Genomic DNA, 18,703 nt, shown 5'->3' with positions numbered 1-18,703 from the left:
TTCATTAATTAAAAGGAGGTTTTTGAAGTGTCAAATTCCGTTGTTTTATTTGAAAATAATGACCATAAATTTATCTATTTAGGTATTGAAAAAAACAATCTTGAAGGTATTTTCACCAATCAATTTTTAATTATTCATAATGATGAAGGTGTTTTATTAGATCCAGGTGGTGTTCATGTTTTCCCAAGAGTATTGGCAAATGTTTCTGAACATATATCCACTGATAAGATTAAAGCAATATTTTATACACATCAAGATCCTGATGTGTCATCTGGTATTGCTTTATGGAGTTCTACCTTAGATAGCGTTAAAATTTATATTTCTGAGTTGTGGGAAAGATTTTTACCTCATTTTGGAGTTTTTGATTCTTCTAATCTTGTTCCTATTAAAGATAGGGGAGGAGAAATTAAATTTTCAGATGGTTATTCGTTAAAAATTATTCCTGCTCATTTTTTACATTCACTTGGTAATTTTACCTTATATGATCCAATTTCAAAAATACTATTTTCAGGCGATATTGGTGTTGGTGTTGTTCAACCATCTGAAGATAAAATATTTGTTGAAAATTTCAATGACTATACTAAATATATGGAAGGATTTCATAAAAGATATATGTCTTCAAATATTGCAGCAAAAAAATGGATTGAGATAGTCTCAAAATTTGATGTAGAAATGATGACTCCACAACATGGTTTATTGTTCAAAAGAAATGAGTATAATCAATTTTTAAATTGGTTTAAAGATTTAAAATGCGGTATTGACATTATAAATGAGATATATTAGGATGTGGTAAAGTGAAAAATGATAACTTTAAAAATGAATACTTTAAAAAAGTTGTAGAAAAAATTGCGGAAAGCATATATCATGAAAACATTCTTACTTCATTTATTGAAAATTTGGATGAAGTAATTGGAGAGAGATTTCAGCAAGCAACAAATTTAACTCAAAATGTTGGGAATAAGATTATTGAATCTATTGATAATACTGAAATAATTACAAAAGAAATAGAAGAAATGTCTTTAAAAAGCGAAAAAGAAAAAAATACATTATCAACAAGTAATAAAAATATTATAAGTAAATTAAACCGTATAGGCAATAATCTCGATGAGGTAAGAAATGACGTATTAGAATCTATACAAATGATTTCAAACGCATTAAATAATTTTGATGAAGTTATGGAAATTACAAAAAATATAAATAAAATTGCAAGAAAAACTAATATGCTTTCAATAAACGCATCTATTGAAGCAGCAAAAGCAAAAGAACACGGAAGAGGATTTGCAGTTGTCGCAGAAGAAATACAAAAATTATCCACCGAAACAAATGAAAGTGCGAAAATGATAAATGATAAAATAACTCTTCTATCAAATGAAATTAGCGATGTATTGGATAAAATAAATTATATTTCTGATTTATTTAATACTGTGGCAGAAATCACGGAAGACTCGTTAGAAATACTAGAGAAAAATGAAATTTTTCTTGATAAGTTAATTAAGGATTTACATTCAAATTCGACATTATTGGAAAATAATCTTGGAAATTTATCTATATCAAAAGATGAAATGTTAGAATTAATAAACACAATTTCTACATTGAATTCTGTCATAAAGAATGTCTTAAATATGCAGAAAAATATAAAAAACATAAAAATATAGCAGGCAATGCCTGCTATATTTTTATAAAATTATGTTTTTCATTATATTTGCTAATTCTATAAATGATTCTTTTAATGATGCTCCACCAACCAGTCCACCATCTATATTTGGTTTTGTAAATAGTCCGAAATAATTATTTGGCTTTACACTTCCACCATATAAAATAGTAATTGATTCAGCTGTTTCTTCGTTATACATTTCAGATAATAATTTTCTAATATATGCATGAACTTCTTCTGCTTGTTCTGGTGTTGCAACCTTTCCAGTGCCAATTGCCCAAACCGGTTCATATGCAACAATTATTTTTTGAACTTCATTTTTATTCAATCCGTATAATCCTTCTTTTATTTGCTTTTCAATAACATTAAAGGTTAATCCTTTTTCTCTTTCCTCAAGTTTTTCTCCAACACAAAAAATAGGAATTATTTCCTTTTCCAATGCTTTTTTAATCTTTTTATTTATTACTTCATCTGTTTCTCCAAAAATATTTCTTCTTTCTGAATGGCCTAATATTACAAATTCAACACCTATAGATTTTAACATCCCTGCCGAAATTTCTCCTGTATATGCTCCAGAATCTTCAAAATACATATTTTGTGCAGATACTTTTATATTAGTACTTGAAGTCAAATCAACAGCTTTTTCTAATGCTAAAAATGTTGGTGCAATTATAATGTCAAATTTCTTTTCTTTACCAATATTTGCTGTCAATTTTGAAATGAATTCCGCAGCTTCTAAATTGGTTTTATTCATTTTCCAGTTCCCAGCTAATATATATCTCCTTTTATTTATTTTTTTTTTAGATGCAATACTTGCTATTCCTGGTAATTCTTTTCCTTCTAAAAATTCTAATGATGCACCACCACCAGTTGATACATGAGATACTTTTCTTTCCAAACCAAACAATTCAATAGCAGCTGCACTATCTCCACCACCAATAATAGTAACAGCACCTTCTTCAGTAATATCAGCTACCATCATTGCCACTTCTTTTGTTCCAGTTGCAAAATCTTCTATTTCAAATACACCCATTGGTCCATTCCATACAACAGTTTTTGCACCTGCTAATTTATCTTTAAATAATTTAATGCTATCTGGTCCTATATCTAAGCCCATCCATCCTTCTTCTATTCCATCTTCAATTTTTGCAATTTTCTTTTCAACACCAGCTTCTAATTTTTGAGCAATTATAGCGTCAACTGGTAATACTAATTCAACACCTTTTTCCTTCGCCTTTTCTAACAATTCCTTTGCAAGATCAACTTTATCTTCTTCAAATCTCGAAGAGCCTATTTCTTTTCCTAATGCTTTTAAAAACGTAAACATCATAGCTCCACCAATTAATATTTTATCAGCTTTATCCAATAAGTTATTTATAACTCCAATTTTATCTGAAACTTTAGCTCCTCCTAAAATTACAACATATGGTTTTTCAGGATTAGATGTAGCTTTCGATAAAAATTTTATTTCCTTTTCCATTAAGAATCCTGCAACACTTGGTATAAATTGAGCAATTCCAACATTTGAGGCATGTGCTCTGTGCGCAGTACCAAATGCATCATTTACATGAATATCTGCTAAATTAGCCCATTCTCTGGCTAATTCTAAATCATTTTTCGTCTCACCTTTCATATATCTTGTGTTTTCTAATAATAATACTTCTCCTTCTTTTAATTCATTAACAGCATTTTTAACCTTTTCTCCAATTACTTCAGGAACAAATTTCACTTCTTGATTTAGCAATTCAGATAATCTATCTGCTACTGGTTTTAGAGAAAACTCTGGTTTAGGTTCTCCTTTTGGTCTTCCTAAATGAGACAATAATATAACCTTCGCACCTTCATTCAACACATGTTTTATAGTAGGTAATGCTGCTTTTATTCTTTTATCATTTGTTATAACACCATCTTTCATTGGAACATTAAAATCTACTCTCATAATCACTTTTTTATCTTTTAAATTTAAATCTTTTATTGTCATTTTTTCCATTATTCTCTCCCCCTTTTTTATATTTTTAAAAAGGGGACTTAACAGCCCCCTATTTTAGTAATTTATATTAATTCTGCTAATCTTTCTGCTAAATCCACAACTCTTGCAGAATATCCATATTCATTATCATACCACGAAGCTACTTTTACCAATGTACCGTCCATAACTTTTGTCAATGTTGCATCAAAAATTCCCGAAAATGTTGTTCCAATAATATCAGAAGAGACAATCATATCTTCATTATATCCTAAAATACCTTTCAAGTATGTTTCTGAAGCTTCTTTCATTGCTGCATTTACTTCTTCAGCTGTTGTTTCTTTTTCAACAACTACTGTTAAATCTGTAATCGAACCGTCTGGAGTTGGAACTCTCATAGCAATACCATCCAATTTTCCTTTTAATTCTGGAATAACTACACCTACAGCTTTAGCTGCACCTGTTGTTGTTGGTATAATATTCACAGCTGCTGCTCTTGCTCTTCTTAAATCACTATGAGGTAAATCCAATACTCTCTGATCATTTGTAAAGGAATGAACTGTTGTCAATAACCCTGTTTTAACGCCAAATTTTTCATTTAATACTTTAATTACAGGAGCTATTGAATTTGTTGTACAGGATGCATTTGAAACAACTACATGTTCTTTTGATAACAATTCATCATTTACTCCTAACACAACTGTTAAATCAACTTCTCCTTTTGCTGGAGCAGTAATTAAAACTTTTTTAGCCCCTGCTTCTATGTGTGGCATAGCTTTTTCTTTATTTCTAAACACACCTGTTGATTCAATAACAATATCTACTCCTAAATCTTTCCATGGTAAATTTGCAGGATTTTTTTCAGCAAATACTTTTATTTCTTTTCCATTTACAACAAAACCATCTTCTGAAACTTCTACAGTTCCATCAAATTTCCCATGAACACTATCATATTTTAATAGGTGAGCCAATGTTTTTGGATCTGTCAAATCGTTAATAGCCACAACTTCAAAATTTTCTCTTTTCATCATTTCTCTAAATACTACTCTCCCAATTCTCCCAAAACCGTTAATAGCAATCTTAATAGCCATAATAAAAACACCTCCTGAATTTATAGTAAATTTGAATTTTGTTATTTTTTTCTCTAAGTATATTATAGTTCTCTTATTTGAAATTAATATTTTACTATTATAAATTTTTATCGATAATTATATTTAATTAATGTTAATTATAGCCCTAAATTTAATCCACCTAAATATTTTTGGGAAATTTTTTCTGTTTCTTCTTCTTTAAACTTTTTTGCTTTTTCTAAAGCTTCATTGGCTGCAGCAATTATCATATCTTTTATTATTTCAAATTCTTCATCTTCAAGTTCATCTGAAACTTCAATATCTTTTATTCTTAAATCTCCTGAAACTATAACTTTTACCACACCACCACCACTTGTTGCTTCAAAATCTTTTAAAGATAATTCATTTTCAAACTTCTTCATTTCTTGCTCCATTAATTCCTGTGTTTTTTGTGCCTCTTGCATCAATTTCATTATATCATTCTTTTTTCCTCCAGAACCTTTTAAACTTCTTCCACCTAATCCTCTAATCTTTTTTGCCATTTTTTCCCCTCGCTTTTCAATTTATTTTAAATATTTTGTTTTCACTTTATCGGTTATATTATATCATAAATCTCAAATTTTAATGATTATGTTTAAATAAATTAAAAATTCTCACTTTTTAGCATGAAATTTTTTTCATGTTATGTACAAAACTATACTATATAAAAAGTTACCTTTTATATAAAATCGTCTTATTTTCGTAACTTTGAATTAATATATCTAAGATATAATAATTTTGAAATCCCCATCCCCCGATTCCATATAGATATATGGTTTCATAAAAGCTCCGGAGGAATCCGGAGCTTTTATTTTTATAATTCTATATTTCCTCTATTTTCTTCAGTAATTTCTATAATAGGCAAATCTTTTAAAAAGTAATACCTTTCATGAAAAAATAATCTTATTATCCCTATAAAATTTCTACTTTCCTCTATAATCCTTTCTAATTCATTCAAATATGGTACATACTTCTCTTCCAAAAAGCCTATTTCATCAACAACAAAAAAATCTGGAAATGTTATTTTCTTTAATTCGTATGTTATTAATTCAAATCCAGCATAATTTATACTCATACCAAGTAATGTTTTTTCTCCTATAATATATTTTTTATTCGAATTCAACAAATATGCATACAAATATTTATCACTTTTTTTTGTAAATATGCCGTATTTTATATTATATTTATTTATTGCTTTATTCAAAATGGTACTTTTACCTATTCCTATTTTTCCTGTTAAAAGCAATTTCATAAAATCACCCAATAATAAAACTTAATATAGCAGTAAAAATAGTATAATATCCAAAATATTTGAGTTTCCCATTAATTACAGTCTTTTTTAATATATATAAACCAAAAACCCCAAAAATAAATGTTGAAATTCCAGAATATATAACAGGCATAGTAAAGGTTACTTTATTTATTTCCAATAGTCCAGCTCCAAAAGTAACAGGCAAACTCATTAAAAATGAATATTTTAATGCATCTTCTTTCTTTATATTTAATATTAAAGCGCCAAATAATGTAAAACCGCTTCTGGAAATTCCAGGGAAAATAGCCGCCGCTTGAAATAACCCGATAATTGCTGCATCAGTATAATTAATATCAATTAAATTTTTATTACCTTTAAATTTATCAGACAAAATCATAGCTATAGATGTAAATAGAAAAAATAATCCCACAATTTTTAATGATGAAAAAACTTCACTTATTTGATCTTCAAATAAAATACCTATAATTGCAGCAGGAATAGTAGACACAATTATTTTCAAAGCAAGGTTCCATGCATCTTTATCGAGCGTGAAAATGCCTTTTAATATAAACCATACTTCTTTATATACAAATAGCAATACAGCAAAAAATGTCATTAAATGTAAAAAAGCAAAAAACGAAACATCAGGATTAAAATTTATCAATTTCGAGAACAAAGCAAGATGCCCCGAACTTGAAACTGGTAAAAATTCTGTTAAACCTTGAATAACACCTAAAATAATCTCATTCATGTTTCCACTCCTATTCATTTAATATTTTTTCCAAATATTTTGACAAAAAAATACCTATTATAAAAAATATGTAAGTTAATATTTTGGAAGTTATAGGAAAAATAACAAATAATCCTGCCAATGTTAATCCAATTAAAAAAGACATAACTTTTTCATGAAATTTTTTCATTAGCTTATCCAATAACTTTATAATAAAAATCAACCCTAAAAAGATACCAAGCGCTACAGGAATCAATATATCAAAATCAAAATTAGAAACAGCATTTATAACCGGTTTATATAACCCCATAATCAAAAGCATGGATGATCCACTTACTCCAGGTAAAACCATTACAGATACCGCAATAATACCTCCAAACATTAAATACCAGAAACTTATTTTTCCAGTTGTTAATTCAATAGATTTAGTAAAACTTAAAAAGAAATATGCAATAATGAAAGTAATAATTATAATAGTATAATTTTCTCTTTTTTTAAAATTTATTTGATTGGATAAATAAATAAGCCCTCCTATTATTAATCCAGCAAAGATACCATAAGAATACTCTGGATATTTGTTAAACAAATATGATAAAAATTTCGATAAGAATATTATAGATGTTCCCATACCAATGATTAAAGAAAGAATCACTTTCAGCGACTCTTTTGACCATCTTAATGATATAATATCTGATGCTGATTTTAAAACAATTTCATATCTTCCAGATATGGCCGCTATAGTACCTCCACTAATTCCCGGCAATAATTCTGCAATCCCCATTATTAAACCAAGTATAAAATCCCGCAATATTTACACCTCCATTTGTCTGTGAAGAATAGACTTTTTACGCCATAATATTATACAATAAAATCACATTTTTTATATTAATTTTTTTTACTTTTGAATAAATTTTATGTATTTAAAGTGATCAGATAAGAGTTTTTAGAATAAAAAAGAAATTATCTGAATAACTTTGTTTTTTTAGACAACATGATATATCAAACTGATTTATAATTTTAACATAAGTTTAACTATTGTTTTGGTGAAATATGATAAAATAATTCGGAAAGGGTCTAAGGTCTTAAACCCGAAAAGGTACCTTAGCCCATTATTACTATTTCAAGAGGAGGTGACCATATGTACGCTATCATTGAAGTTGGCGGAAAGCAATATAAAGTAGAAGAAGGCATGGAACTTTACACAGAAAAATTAGACGGATATGAAGAAGGCGCAGAAGTTGTATTGGATAAGGTTTTATTTGTAAAAGGCGATTCTGCTAAAGTTGGAAAACCTTATGTTGAAAATGCTAAAGTTGTTGCTGAGGTCGTTAAACATGGTAAAGACAAAAAAATATTAGTTGTAAAGTTTCAGGGAAGAAAAAACTATAGAAGAAAAAAAGGACATCGCCAACATTTTACAGCTTTAAAAATTAAAAAAATCGAAGCATGATATTATGATTAATATCATATTCAATTTAAAAAAAAATTATGTTGAAATTGATGGACATGCAGATTTTGATGAATACGGTAAAGATATACTATGTAGTGCAGTTAGCACTTTAACACAATTTGTTGCTGAAATTATAAAGAATGAAAAAATCGGAAATTATAAAAAGAGAGATGGATACTTAAAAATCAAATGGAAAAATAATGAATTGTCCGATAAATTAGTAAAATATTTACACGATGCTTTAAAAAGTCTTGAGGAGAGTTATCCATATAACTTGAAGGTGGAGGTGAATAAATAATGAAAATAGATCTTCAACTCTTTTCATCTAAAAAGAGTGGGGGTACTGCAAAAAATGGAAGAGATTCTAATCCAAAGTACCTCGGTGTAAAAAAGGGAGACGGTCAAAAAGTAATACCTGGAAATATAATTGTTAGACAAAGAGGTACTCATTTTCATCCAGGCAATAATGTAGGAATGGGTAAAGACCATACAATATATTCTAAAATAGAAGGTTATGTAAAATTCGAAAGAAGAAATAACAGAAGATTAATTAGTGTATATCCCGAAAGATGAGTTGGTGATAATATGAGCCGTGTAAAAATTTTATCCACGGCAGGAATATTGGGAGCTTTATCCGTACTTTTAATGTTTTTAGAATTTCCAATATTTCCTTTTGCAAGTTTTTTAAAATTTGATCCAAGTGCTTTATTAATTATATCTTCGCTTCTTTTATTTAATTGGCAGACTGCCTTATTTTCATTAATTACCAAAGATTTAGTATTTTATTTTGTTAAATCTGGTGATTTAATAGGAGTTTCAATGGATTTTGTCGCAATTCTGACATTTATAACTATATTAACTTTATTAAAGATAAATATAAATAAATATATAAAATACGTAATATCTTCTTTTATTGTTGGAATTGTGATGGTATTGATGAATATGGCTATTATACCGCTTTATTTTAAAATGAGTTTTAGTGAGGCAGCAAAGTATTTTGGATTATCATCATGGACTTTAGCTATAACTATAATATCTTTTAATTTGATAAAATTTATTATAGACGCTATTTTAGGTGACTTGTTATATAAAAGAATTAAGAACTTTTTTTCCTAAGAAAGGAGGACAGTAAAATGGCTTCAATAATGACTCAAAAGAGTTATTTAGCAAAAAATGAAGAAGTAGAAAGAAAATGGTATGTTGTTGATGCAACAGGAAAATCTTTGGGTAGATTAGCTTCTCAGATAGCAAGAGTATTACAGGGAAAACACAAACCAACTTATACACCTCATGTTGATACAGGTGATTATGTAATAGTGATTAATGCTGAGAAAATTATATTGACAGGAAAGAAATGGACACAAAAGAAATATTACAGACATACTGGTTATCCAGGTGGAATAAAGGAGCAAACAGCTAAAGAAATATTAGAAAAATATCCTGAAAGATTGATAGAAAAAGCAGTTAAAGGTATGCTTCCAAAAACAACATTAGGAAGACATATGTTTAAAAAATTAAAGGTTTATTCTGGTTCTAATCACCCTCATGAAGCACAAAAACCAGAAAAGTTGGAATTATAAGGAGGGAATAATGCATGGCTGAATTTATAGATTATTACGGCACAGGTAGGAGAAAAGCTTCTATCGCAAGAGTACATTTAAGACCAGGTGACGGTAAAGTAAGGGTAAACAAAAAAGAATTTGAAAACTTGACACAATATTTCAATAATAATCCAGTTTGGTCAAAACACGCTTTAGAACCTTTAACAGTTACTGAAAATGAAGGAAAATTTGATTTGGTTATAACTGTTGAAGGTGGTGGAATGAACGGTCAGGCTGGTGCTATTAGATTGGGAATTGCGAGAGCTTTATTAGAATATGATGAAAATTTAAGACCTGTATTAAGAAAATATGGTTTATTAACAAGAGATCCAAGAGAAGTAGAAAGAAAGAAATACGGTTTAAAGAAAGCAAGAAGAGCTCCACAATTCTCAAAGAGATGATTTTTGTTTTTATACAAAAGTATTGCATAATGAGGGAACGATATTCGTTCCCATCTTTTTGCTATATGGAGATGATGTCTTGATACCAAAAGAAGTTATTGATGAAATTAATTCAAGATTGAGTATTAAAGATATAGTGGGCAGCTATCTTTCCTTAAAAAAAACAGGAAAGAATTATACTGCTCTATGTCCATTTCATCCTGAAGACACTCCATCTTTTTTTATTTTCCCGGCAACAAATACATTTCATTGTTTTGGCTGTGGGGCTCATGGAGACCCTATTAACTTTATTCAAAAATACGAACAATTAAATTTTATAGATGCTGTAAAAAAAGCTGCTGTTATGGCTGGAATTGATATCTCCAAATATTTTAAAAATAGAGAACTTCCTATTGAATTACAAATTTTTGAAAATTATCATAAAAAATATAAAGAGTTATTATTAAATCTTCCTAATTCACATTTAGCCTGGAAATATTTATTAGGTAGAGGTATAAATAAAGATTATGCTGAAAAATTTGAATTAGGATTCTCAAACGGAACATTAAAATCGTCAATTCTCGATGATTTTGATTTACCTGTTTCTCTTGGAAACGAATTAGGAATACTTAGAAAAGATAAAACGGAAATATTTAAAAATAGAATTATTATTCCTATTAAAGATGATTTTGGAAGAATTGTTGGCTTTGCTGGTAGGACAATAAATAATGAATCTCCAAAATATTTAAATAGTCCTGAAAATAAATTTTTTCAAAAATCTAAAATTCTATATTTATATAATAAAGCTAAAAACATAATAAAAAGAGAAAAATATGCTATATTAGTAGAAGGATATTTTGATGCAATAAATATGCATATAAACGGCTTTGAAAATTCCATTGCTATTTTAGGTTCAGCTTTTACAGCAAATCATGCAAAAAAACTTATAAAATTAACAGACAAAATAATTACAATGTTTGACATGGATGAAGCTGGGCAAAAAGCTACTTTAAGATCATTGGATTATCTATTATCCTATGGTTTTCAAGTCGCAATTTCTCAATATCATGCAAAAGATCCAGATGAATTAATAAAGAAATCCGGAGAAACTGGGGTGTTAAATGCCTTAGAAAAATCAAAAAAATTTTATGATTTTATTCCTGAATATTACAAAGATAAATATAACATAAACGATGAATTTGGTATAGAACAATATCTTGAAAAAATGGCTGAATGGTATCTTAAATTTCAAAAATCAAAACATGCTGTTATTCTGGATACGTTTATTAAAAGAATTTCATTAATTCTTTTAAAACCAGAAAACAATATAAAAAAAGCTATTGAAAATATAATAAAATATAAAAAATTGAATAGAAAAATCATACCATATACACCAAAAGATGAAAATATATCTGATGCTTATTCCAAAAAAGCTGGAGAATTAGATAAGCAATTAATATGGTTATGGATTAAACATAAAAGATTTAGAGAAAAAATAAAAGAAAAATTATCATCAAAAGATTTTGAAACTTTAGGAAAAGAGTTTTTCGAACTAATTGAAAGTGGCTACGATTTATCTGAAATTTTGGAAAATGGTAGCGAAGATTTAATAGATTTAATAAAACTTGTATGGAATTTTGATTATGAATTAGAACCTGAAAGTATTTTTTTAAGTCTAATACAATCAGTAGATAAAATTAGAAAAGAAAAACAAATAAAAAAATTGAGAAAAAAATTAAATGCTACTACAGATCTAACTGAAAAAAAAGATTTAATGAGAGAAATATTCGAGATACTCGCTAGCCTTAAAAAGCGAGGAGGTGTTTTTTAATGGCAGATAAAGATTTAATGAAGGCTATAAAAGATATAGGAGATTTGGAAATTGGAAATATTGATAAATCACAGGAATATGTTGAAGTGAAAAAGAAAAAAAGAAAAAGTTATAAACCACCTAAACCATTTGAAAAAATTATAAAAGAGTTAGTAAAAAAAGCAAAAAAGAATAATATGATATTAACATATGAAGACATTGATAAAACTCTTCCATCTGAATTAGATACAGAATTAATAGAAAAAGTGTATGAATCTTTAGAAAAAGAAGGTATCGTTGTAGATGACGGTTCTCAATTAGACGAAAATAGTATTCATGAAATTGAAGAAATAATAGAATCTGAAGGTACTGCTACCATAGAATTAATGGACTATTTAGAAGATGGTGTAACTCAAGTATTTGATAATATGTCTTTAAAAGATCCCATAAAAGTTTATTTGAAAGAAATTGGAAAAATTAAATTATTAACACCACAAAGAGAAAGAAGATTAGCTAAAAGAGCTCATGAAGGGAATAAAAAAGCAAGAGATGAATTAATAAGAGCTAATTTAAGACTTGTTATATCCATTGCAAAGAAATACGTTGGTAGAGGTTTATCGTTTCTTGATTTAATTCAAGAAGGAAATATCGGACTGATTAAAGCCGTTAATAAATTTGATTATAAAAAAGGGTTTAAATTTAGTACATATGCTACATGGTGGATAAGACAAGCTATTACACGTGCAATTGCTGACCAGGCAAGAACTATAAGAATACCTGTACATATGGTTGAAACAATTAATAAATTCAATAAAATAATAAGGGAATATTTGCAGGAGTATGGCGAATACCCTTCACCTGAAAAACTTGCAGAATTAACCGGCAAACCAGTTGAAAAAGTTAATGAAATATTATTAACAGCAAGAGAAACTATATCTGCAGACTCACCTTTAGGCTCTTCTGACGAAGATGATTCTACAATAGGTGATTTCATAGCCGATGATTCACTTGATAAACCATCTGAAGTTGCAATGAAAATGCTATTAAGAGAAGAATTAGAAAAAATATTGGACACATTACAACCAAGAGAAGCAATGGTATTAAAGATGAGATATGGACTACTTGATGGAAAAGTAAAAACACTTGAAGAAGTAGGTCAATATTTTAACGTAACAAGAGAAAGAATTAGACAAATAGAAGTTAAAGCTTTAAGAAAATTAAGACACCCCAGCAGAAGTGCTCAACTTAAAGAATTAAGCTCAATGCTTGGAAAAGAATTATAACTGGGGGAATATTTATGAAAGAAAAAATTTTTAATTTAAAAAAAACTGAATACATTATTCCAGAATTTTTTAAAGAAGAACTTGATGACGAACAATTGGATGCTGTTATTAATTCAAATGGCCGAACATTAATAATTGCAGGCCCGGGTTCCGGAAAAACCCGGGTTATTACTTATAAAATTGCATATTTATTATCTCAAGGAATCAGACCAGAAAATATATTATTAGTCACATTCACAAGAGCTTCAGCAAAAGAAATGATAGAAAGAGTTAGAAATGTAACAAATGTAGACACTTCATCATTGACAGCTGGAACATTTCATCATATATGCAATATAATTTTAAGAAGATATTCGAAAATAATAGGTTATGAAAATAATTTTTCTATTCTTGATTCTGAAGATTCAAAGGATTTAATGAGAATAGCTAAAAATGAATATAAAGAACATTTATCCAAAGAAGAAGCAAAACAAATTCCAAATGAAGGCGTTATATTAAAAATTATAGGTTATGCTGCTAATACATTAAAATCTATAAGAGAAGCAATTTTAGATATCGCTTCGTATCTGATAAATTTCGAAAATGATATTGAGAAAATATACATGAAATATATTGAATTAAAACAAAAAATCAACGCAATGGATTATGATGATATGTTAATAAATACATTGCACTTATTAGAAACAAATGAAGATATTCGAAACCATATAGCTTCAAAGTTTAAATGGGTATTGGTAGATGAATTTCAGGATACAAGTTTAGTTCAACTGAGAATTGTAGAGTTTCTATCCAGTGTTCATAAAAATTTAATAGCAGTTGGTGACGACTCTCAAAGTATTTATTCATTTAGAGGGTCAAGATTTGAAAATGTTGATGATTTCACGAATCATGAAAATGTAAAACTATTTAAAATTCAAACAAATTATAGAAGTGTTCCAGAAATTGTAAATCTTGAAAATTATTTAATTCCCACACATTCAATTCCAAAAAAATTAAAACCATATAGATCTTCATATAATATAAAACCAAAAATCGTAAAAACTTATGATGAATTGGAACAATCTGATTTCGTTGTTCAATTAATTGAAAATAAATTTAATGAAGGTATTTCTCCAGATGAAATAGCTATTTTATATAGATCCCATAGTCTTTCTATGGCATTGCAACAAAAATTAGATGCTAATAAAATAGCATATAAATTATTATCAGGAAAGAGATTTATCGAAACAAGACATATAAAAGATATACTAGCATTTTTAAAAATAACAAATAATCCATTTGACAATATTTCATGGTCAAGAACTTTAAAATTATTTCCCGGGATTGGGCAAAAAACTGTATCAAAAATAACAAATAGTTTTTATTCTAACCTGATGGAATATACAACACCATATGATGCATTTGAGAATATCAATCTTAAAAAGTATCCAAAATTAAAAGATATAATATTATATTTATATGAAAATGAAACAGAAAATCCCCAGGATTTAATCGATTATATTTATTTTGAATTTTATAGAGAATATTTAGAGCTTAATTTTAAAGATGCTTATTCAAGAAAACTTGACATAGAAAGATTATCAGAAATTGCTTCAAGATATGAAACTCTTGATAAATTTCTCGAAGAACTTGCATTAAGCGAAAACATTGAAATTCAGAATGCTGATAAAGATAAAAAAACAGAAAAGATAACATTAACAACAGTACATGGCGCTAAAGGTCTCGAATGGAAAGTAGTAATAATAATTTCTGTTAATCCTGGAGACTTCCCAAATGGCATGGCGTTAAAAGATAAAAAACTTGATGAAGAAGAAAGGTTATTTTATGTCGCGGTAACCAGAGCAAAAGATGAATTATATATAGTTAAACAATTAACAGGAACAGCAAAACCATATTATGGTAACTCATTTTATATGAGACAAAAACTTCCTGATTTTACCGATAAAATTCCTGAACACCTTGTTGAATACTGGAAAATTGGATATGAAGAATAAGCAAACACCAGACTAAAAAAACAACCCCTTGAAGGGGCTGTTTTTTTAATTATCAGAAATTGCTGGTTTATATATTACTAATTTTTGTCCAATATAAATTAAATCTGGATTTTCGATATTATTCCATTTTGCTATTGCATAAGGATTTACATTGTACATTCTTCCTAATTTAAACAAAGTATCTCCTGATTTTACATTATACATAATATCTGTTGCAACATACCAATTATTATCCACTTTAGCTTCTATAACTTTATGTTCCATTATATAATCAGCCATTAATTCTGAAACTTCCATCATTACTTCTTTTACAACTGGTTTTCCTTTAAACATGGAATATCCTCCACCGCCACCAGCTCTATAATTATTCAATACAATTTCATATTCTTTATTCATTTCAACTGGTTTTCCTTCATACTCAAGCCATACTACTCTTTCTCCAACAGGTTTATTAACATCTATAATATATCTTATACCTTCCCACATATCATAATTATAATGTTGAGGTTTAGGATCAACCCATGATTTATTTACTTCAACCTTTCCATCTTTTAATACAAAATAGTCCGCACTTCTCTCTATTGCATCTTTTATATCTTTACCTGTAACTTTCAATACTTTTAAAGTATTTGGATAAATATAAACTCCATTTATATCTCTTAAAGTAACAGGGCCAGATTTCCATCCTTTTATATCATTATTAAACAATGCAGTTGAAGAAATCTTTACTCCAGAATAAGTTTGTTGTACTCTGTTTACAAATTCTATAAGTGCATTATCTGCTAATCTTGTTTTTAAAGGATCGTAAACATAAAAATCGCCTTTTGCAGTTCCAACTGGTTGATCCAACCATTTTTGAACTTTATCTTCATAATCCTGAACTAAATCTAAAACTTCTTTGTCTGATTCTACAGTTTTAGAATTTAACAATTCAGATTTCTTTGAAACTATTTTCCATTTTCCATCTGAGTTATCAAGAGTTAATTCTATTCTTCCAACCATTTTACCCCAATTTTTTGGCATAGATACTGCAACACCATTATAAACTCCTGAAATTGCTCTATGTTGGTGTCCTGTCAGCAAAACATCTATTCCTGGAACTTCTGTTAACAGCTGATATCCTTGATTTTCACCAGTTAATTCTTCAGTTGGTTTTCCAGTATTTAAATCCCTTTCAAATCCTCCATGATAACCTACTATTAAAACATCAACTTTTTCTTTTTCTCTTAATATTTTTACATATTTTTTTGCAACCTCAACTGGATCATAAAAATCAAGATTTCTGATATTTTTCGGATCTTCCCAATTTGGAATATATTTTGTAGTTAACCCCAGAATACCTATTTTAATACCTTTATAATCGAAAACCATATATGGTTTAAACACTGGTTTCCCTGTATCTTTATCTACTATATTAGCACTTAAGAACGGAAATGTTGCTTCTGATATTGCTTTATTTAAAACTTTCTTACCATAATTAAATTCATGGTTTCCTATAATTGAAGCAAGATATCCCATATGGTTCATGACTTTAACCATTGGATCAACAGGACCATTATCTATTCTCGCATGATAATATTCTAAAGGCGTCCCTTGGATTAAATCACCTGTGTCAATCAAAAAGACATTTGGATTTTTCTCTTTTTCCATTTTATAAAATGTTGAAACTCTTCCCAACCCTACATAATAAGGCTTATTTGTTGCATAATTTACAGGAAATATATTTCCATGTAAATCACTGGTATGAAGAATAACCAGATTTACTTCTTCTGCAAAAATAGTCAAACTAATAATTAAAATACTTAAAAGAATAAGAAACTTTCTCATACATACACCCCCTGCTTTGTTATATTGATAAATACTATTATACTACTTTTTACAAAAAAATGTACATCAAATTTTTAAAAATACATACTAATATTCCATATAGACAATATCTTTTAAAATATCTATAAATTTAAATTCTATGGAATCCATATCTACTTCAACCAATAAAATACTATTAGGCGAGTTTTCCTTTGGAGTAGACATACTTCCCGGATTTATTACAACAATATTATCAACCTTATCAAATCTTGGAATATGTGTATGACCATGAATCAAATATTGACAATTATATTTTTTTGCCAATAATATCGAATCTTCTAAATCAGGATCCCAGCCATGAGTGAAGAAAAAATTAAATGGACCATAACTTTCAATTACATAGGGTATTGATTCCGGTATATTTAACAATTTTAAATCTATTGGCGAATCACAATTCCCGGTTACAAATGTTCGTTTAGAAAATGTTGTTAATCTATTCGCAAGTTCCATTGGCTCATAACCCTCTGGCAACGAATTTCTCGGGCCATGATATAAAAAGTCCCCAAGATGTATCAATCTATCAGCTTCTTTTATATATTTTAAAGCTTTTTCAAAATAAAATATTGAACCGTGTGTATCACTAATTATAGCTAATTTCATATTTTACCTCCACAAAATTAAAGTTATTATTTACATTGTATATTTTACCACAATATTGCTATAAATGACAATACATCTTTTAATATATCCAAAAATTGCCCACCGCTAGGTGTGTATTTATGGAGCAAATATGGTATAATTAAAGAAAACTAATCTTCAAGGGGGAAAGGCTATGGAAGTTTTATTTTTAGGAACGGCTGCATCAGAAGGTTTTCCAAATCCTTTTTGTTCATGTGAAAATTGCAAAAACGCCAGAAAAGAAGGTCAAAAAAGTATCAGATTAAGATCAAGTATTTTAATTGACGAAGAAATATTAATTGATTTTGGACCGGACATAGTCGCATCAACTAATAGATTTGGCAAAGATTTGGCTAAAATTAAGCATATTTTAATAACTCATGGCCATTCTGATCATCTATTTTTTAAAAACTTTGAATATCGCAATCCTATATTTTCCGGTTCTTTTGATGATTTACCACATATAGACTTAATTGTTCCTGATAATTTAGGTACAATCATAAAAAATAATACTGATCTTCCAAAAATAAGTCTAATGTCAGTTGAGCCATTTAAAACTCTACATTTAAATGGTTATATTATATATACATTAAAAGCATATCATACTTCAGGTTATGATGAAACCCCTTTGAATTATATTGTAGAAAAAAACGGAATAAAAATTTTGTATGGTGTAGATACAGGGAAATTTCTGAAAGAAAGTGTGAATTTTATAAAAAATAAAATCGGATATCTAGATATTGTAATTTTAGATGCTACTATGGGATTTAACAAAAAATATGAATTTCATATGGGTTATGAAGAAATATTAGAAACAAAAAATGTATTCGAAAAAGAAAATATCATTAATGAAAAAACTGATTTTATAGTTACTCATTTTTCTCATTTACATAATCCTGTTCACTCAGAATTAGAAAATATATATTCTAAACATAATATTATTCCAGCATTTGATGGTTTAAAAATAAACAAATAATTTTGTGCCTTTGA

The 18,703-nt window shown here is 28.1% G+C and carries 20 protein-coding genes; 12 read left to right on the top strand and 8 right to left on the bottom strand.

The window, feature by feature from the left end; genetic code table 11:
• Positions 1–27: 27 nt before the first annotated feature.
• Both X275_RS07905 and X275_RS07900 read left to right on the top strand, forming a co-directional pair.
• The gene (locus X275_RS07905; protein ID WP_047268303.1) at positions 28–783 is read left to right on the top strand and encodes an MBL fold metallo-hydrolase; all 756 of its coding nucleotides are present in this window, start codon (positions 28–30) and stop codon (positions 781–783) included.
• A gap of 11 nt (positions 784–794) precedes the next feature.
• The gene (locus X275_RS07900) at positions 795–1,655 is read left to right on the top strand and encodes a methyl-accepting chemotaxis protein (RefSeq protein WP_047268302.1); all 861 of its coding nucleotides are present in this window, start codon (positions 795–797) and stop codon (positions 1,653–1,655) included.
• Positions 1,656–1,676: 21 nt separating this feature from the next.
• On the opposite strand, the gene tpiA is transcribed toward X275_RS07900, so the two are convergent.
• The 6 genes from tpiA to X275_RS07870 all read right to left on the bottom strand — a co-directional run bounded on the left by tpiA (position 1,677) and on the right by X275_RS07870 (position 7,519).
• Complete coding sequence (gene tpiA / locus X275_RS07895) at positions 1,677–3,644, bottom strand: triose-phosphate isomerase (protein ID WP_047268301.1); 1,968 nt, start codon at positions 3,642–3,644, stop codon at positions 1,677–1,679.
• A gap of 62 nt (positions 3,645–3,706) precedes the next feature.
• A complete protein-coding gene (gene gap / locus X275_RS07890; RefSeq protein ID WP_047268300.1) occupies positions 3,707–4,711 on the bottom strand; it encodes a type I glyceraldehyde-3-phosphate dehydrogenase in 1,005 nt (334 codons plus the stop codon).
• A 137-nt stretch (positions 4,712–4,848) separates the two neighbouring features.
• Complete coding sequence (locus X275_RS07885) at positions 4,849–5,232, bottom strand: YbaB/EbfC family nucleoid-associated protein (protein WP_047268299.1); 384 nt, start codon at positions 5,230–5,232, stop codon at positions 4,849–4,851.
• A gap of 311 nt (positions 5,233–5,543) precedes the next feature.
• Entirely contained in the window at positions 5,544–5,981 is a 438-nt protein-coding gene (locus tag X275_RS07880; protein ID WP_047268298.1) for a nucleoside-triphosphatase, read from the bottom strand.
• A gap of 4 nt (positions 5,982–5,985) precedes the next feature.
• Positions 5,986–6,732 (bottom strand): undecaprenyl-diphosphate phosphatase, encoded by a 747-nt coding sequence (locus tag X275_RS07875; RefSeq protein ID WP_047268297.1) that lies wholly within the window; start codon positions 6,730–6,732, stop codon positions 5,986–5,988.
• A 10-nt stretch (positions 6,733–6,742) separates the two neighbouring features.
• On the bottom strand, positions 6,743–7,519 hold the full coding sequence (locus tag X275_RS07870; RefSeq protein ID WP_197072622.1) for a DUF368 domain-containing protein: 777 nt from the start codon (positions 7,517–7,519) through the stop codon (positions 6,743–6,745).
• Positions 7,520–7,849: 330 nt separating this feature from the next.
• Between X275_RS07870 and rplU the strand changes: the two genes are divergently transcribed.
• Genes rplU through X275_RS07825 form a run of 9 tightly spaced genes read left to right on the top strand, consistent with a single transcriptional unit; the run spans position 7,850 to position 15,229 of the window.
• The gene (gene rplU, locus X275_RS07865; protein ID WP_047268296.1) at positions 7,850–8,161 is read left to right on the top strand and encodes a 50S ribosomal protein L21; all 312 of its coding nucleotides are present in this window, start codon (positions 7,850–7,852) and stop codon (positions 8,159–8,161) included.
• A gap of 4 nt (positions 8,162–8,165) precedes the next feature.
• Complete coding sequence (locus tag X275_RS07860) at positions 8,166–8,459, top strand: ribosomal-processing cysteine protease Prp (RefSeq protein WP_052913238.1); 294 nt, start codon at positions 8,166–8,168, stop codon at positions 8,457–8,459.
• On the top strand, positions 8,456–8,734 hold the full coding sequence (rpmA, locus tag X275_RS07855; RefSeq protein ID WP_175419790.1) for a 50S ribosomal protein L27: 279 nt from the start codon (positions 8,456–8,458) through the stop codon (positions 8,732–8,734). The genes X275_RS07860 and rpmA overlap by 4 nt, the downstream gene beginning before the upstream one ends.
• Before the next feature lie 12 nt (positions 8,735–8,746).
• Complete coding sequence (locus tag X275_RS07850) at positions 8,747–9,277, top strand: hypothetical protein (RefSeq protein ID WP_047266171.1); 531 nt, start codon at positions 8,747–8,749, stop codon at positions 9,275–9,277.
• A gap of 17 nt (positions 9,278–9,294) precedes the next feature.
• Complete coding sequence (gene rplM / locus X275_RS07845) at positions 9,295–9,741, top strand: 50S ribosomal protein L13 (protein ID WP_047266170.1); 447 nt, start codon at positions 9,295–9,297, stop codon at positions 9,739–9,741.
• A gap of 14 nt (positions 9,742–9,755) precedes the next feature.
• Entirely contained in the window at positions 9,756–10,163 is a 408-nt protein-coding gene (gene rpsI, locus X275_RS07840) for a 30S ribosomal protein S9 (protein ID WP_047268295.1), read from the top strand.
• A gap of 58 nt (positions 10,164–10,221) precedes the next feature.
• Positions 10,222–11,973 carry a DNA primase gene (dnaG, locus tag X275_RS11135; RefSeq protein WP_197072621.1) on the top strand — a complete coding sequence of 584 codons (1,752 nt, stop codon included), beginning with the start codon at positions 10,222–10,224 and terminating at the stop codon, positions 11,971–11,973.
• Positions 11,973–13,235 carry an RNA polymerase sigma factor RpoD gene (rpoD, locus tag X275_RS07830; protein WP_047266168.1) on the top strand — a complete coding sequence of 421 codons (1,263 nt, stop codon included), beginning with the start codon at positions 11,973–11,975 and terminating at the stop codon, positions 13,233–13,235. Before dnaG ends, rpoD begins: the two co-directional genes overlap by 1 nt.
• Before the next feature lie 14 nt (positions 13,236–13,249).
• Positions 13,250–15,229, top strand: coding sequence for an ATP-dependent helicase (locus tag X275_RS07825; protein ID WP_047268294.1), 1,980 nt, complete (start codon positions 13,250–13,252; stop codon positions 15,227–15,229).
• A 45-nt stretch (positions 15,230–15,274) separates the two neighbouring features.
• On the opposite strand, the gene X275_RS07820 is transcribed toward X275_RS07825, so the two are convergent.
• Positions 15,275–17,056 carry a 5'-nucleotidase C-terminal domain-containing protein gene (locus tag X275_RS07820; protein ID WP_047268293.1) on the bottom strand — a complete coding sequence of 594 codons (1,782 nt, stop codon included), beginning with the start codon at positions 17,054–17,056 and terminating at the stop codon, positions 15,275–15,277.
• 87 nt (positions 17,057–17,143) lie between these two features.
• Positions 17,144–17,695: a phosphodiesterase gene (gene yfcE, locus X275_RS07815; protein WP_047268292.1), complete on the bottom strand. Its 552-nt coding sequence runs from the start codon at positions 17,693–17,695 to the stop codon at positions 17,144–17,146.
• Positions 17,696–17,867: 172 nt separating this feature from the next.
• Here yfcE and X275_RS07810 point away from each other — a divergent pair, with 172 nt between their 5' ends.
• A complete protein-coding gene (locus X275_RS07810) occupies positions 17,868–18,689 on the top strand; it encodes an MBL fold metallo-hydrolase (RefSeq protein ID WP_047268291.1) in 822 nt (273 codons plus the stop codon).
• Positions 18,690–18,703: the final 14 nt, after the last annotated feature.

Source organism: Marinitoga sp. 1197 (genome assembly GCF_001021165.1).
GTDB lineage: Bacteria > Thermotogota > Thermotogae > Petrotogales > Petrotogaceae > Marinitoga.
This window is presented reverse-complemented; position numbering and strand designations above follow the sequence as displayed.

Excerpts from the sequence above, each read along its gene's own strand:
- rplU (WP_047268296.1), top strand. The coding sequence starts at position 7,850 with ATGTACGCTATCATTGAAGTTGGCGGAAAGCAATATAAAGTAGAAGAA.
- X275_RS07875 (WP_047268297.1), bottom strand. The coding sequence starts at position 6,732 with ATGAATGAGATTATTTTAGGTGTTATTCAAGGTTTAACAGAATTTTTA.
- rplM (WP_047266170.1), top strand. The coding sequence starts at position 9,295 with ATGGCTTCAATAATGACTCAAAAGAGTTATTTAGCAAAAAATGAAGAA.
- X275_RS07820 (WP_047268293.1), bottom strand. The coding sequence starts at position 17,056 with ATGAGAAAGTTTCTTATTCTTTTAAGTATTTTAATTATTAGTTTGACT.
- X275_RS07880 (WP_047268298.1), bottom strand. The coding sequence starts at position 5,981 with ATGAAATTGCTTTTAACAGGAAAAATAGGAATAGGTAAAAGTACCATT.
- X275_RS07850 (WP_047266171.1), top strand. The coding sequence starts at position 8,747 with ATGAGCCGTGTAAAAATTTTATCCACGGCAGGAATATTGGGAGCTTTA.
- rpoD (WP_047266168.1), top strand. The coding sequence starts at position 11,973 with ATGGCAGATAAAGATTTAATGAAGGCTATAAAAGATATAGGAGATTTG.
- X275_RS07810 (WP_047268291.1), top strand. The coding sequence starts at position 17,868 with ATGGAAGTTTTATTTTTAGGAACGGCTGCATCAGAAGGTTTTCCAAAT.
- rpsI (WP_047268295.1), top strand. The coding sequence starts at position 9,756 with ATGGCTGAATTTATAGATTATTACGGCACAGGTAGGAGAAAAGCTTCT.
- X275_RS07825 (WP_047268294.1), top strand. The coding sequence starts at position 13,250 with ATGAAAGAAAAAATTTTTAATTTAAAAAAAACTGAATACATTATTCCA.
- gap (WP_047268300.1), bottom strand. The coding sequence starts at position 4,711 with ATGGCTATTAAGATTGCTATTAACGGTTTTGGGAGAATTGGGAGAGTA.
- yfcE (WP_047268292.1), bottom strand. The coding sequence starts at position 17,695 with ATGAAATTAGCTATAATTAGTGATACACACGGTTCAATATTTTATTTT.
- X275_RS07885 (WP_047268299.1), bottom strand. The coding sequence starts at position 5,232 with ATGGCAAAAAAGATTAGAGGATTAGGTGGAAGAAGTTTAAAAGGTTCT.
- tpiA (WP_047268301.1), bottom strand. The coding sequence starts at position 3,644 with ATGGAAAAAATGACAATAAAAGATTTAAATTTAAAAGATAAAAAAGTG.
- X275_RS07860 (WP_052913238.1), top strand. The coding sequence starts at position 8,166 with ATGATTAATATCATATTCAATTTAAAAAAAAATTATGTTGAAATTGAT.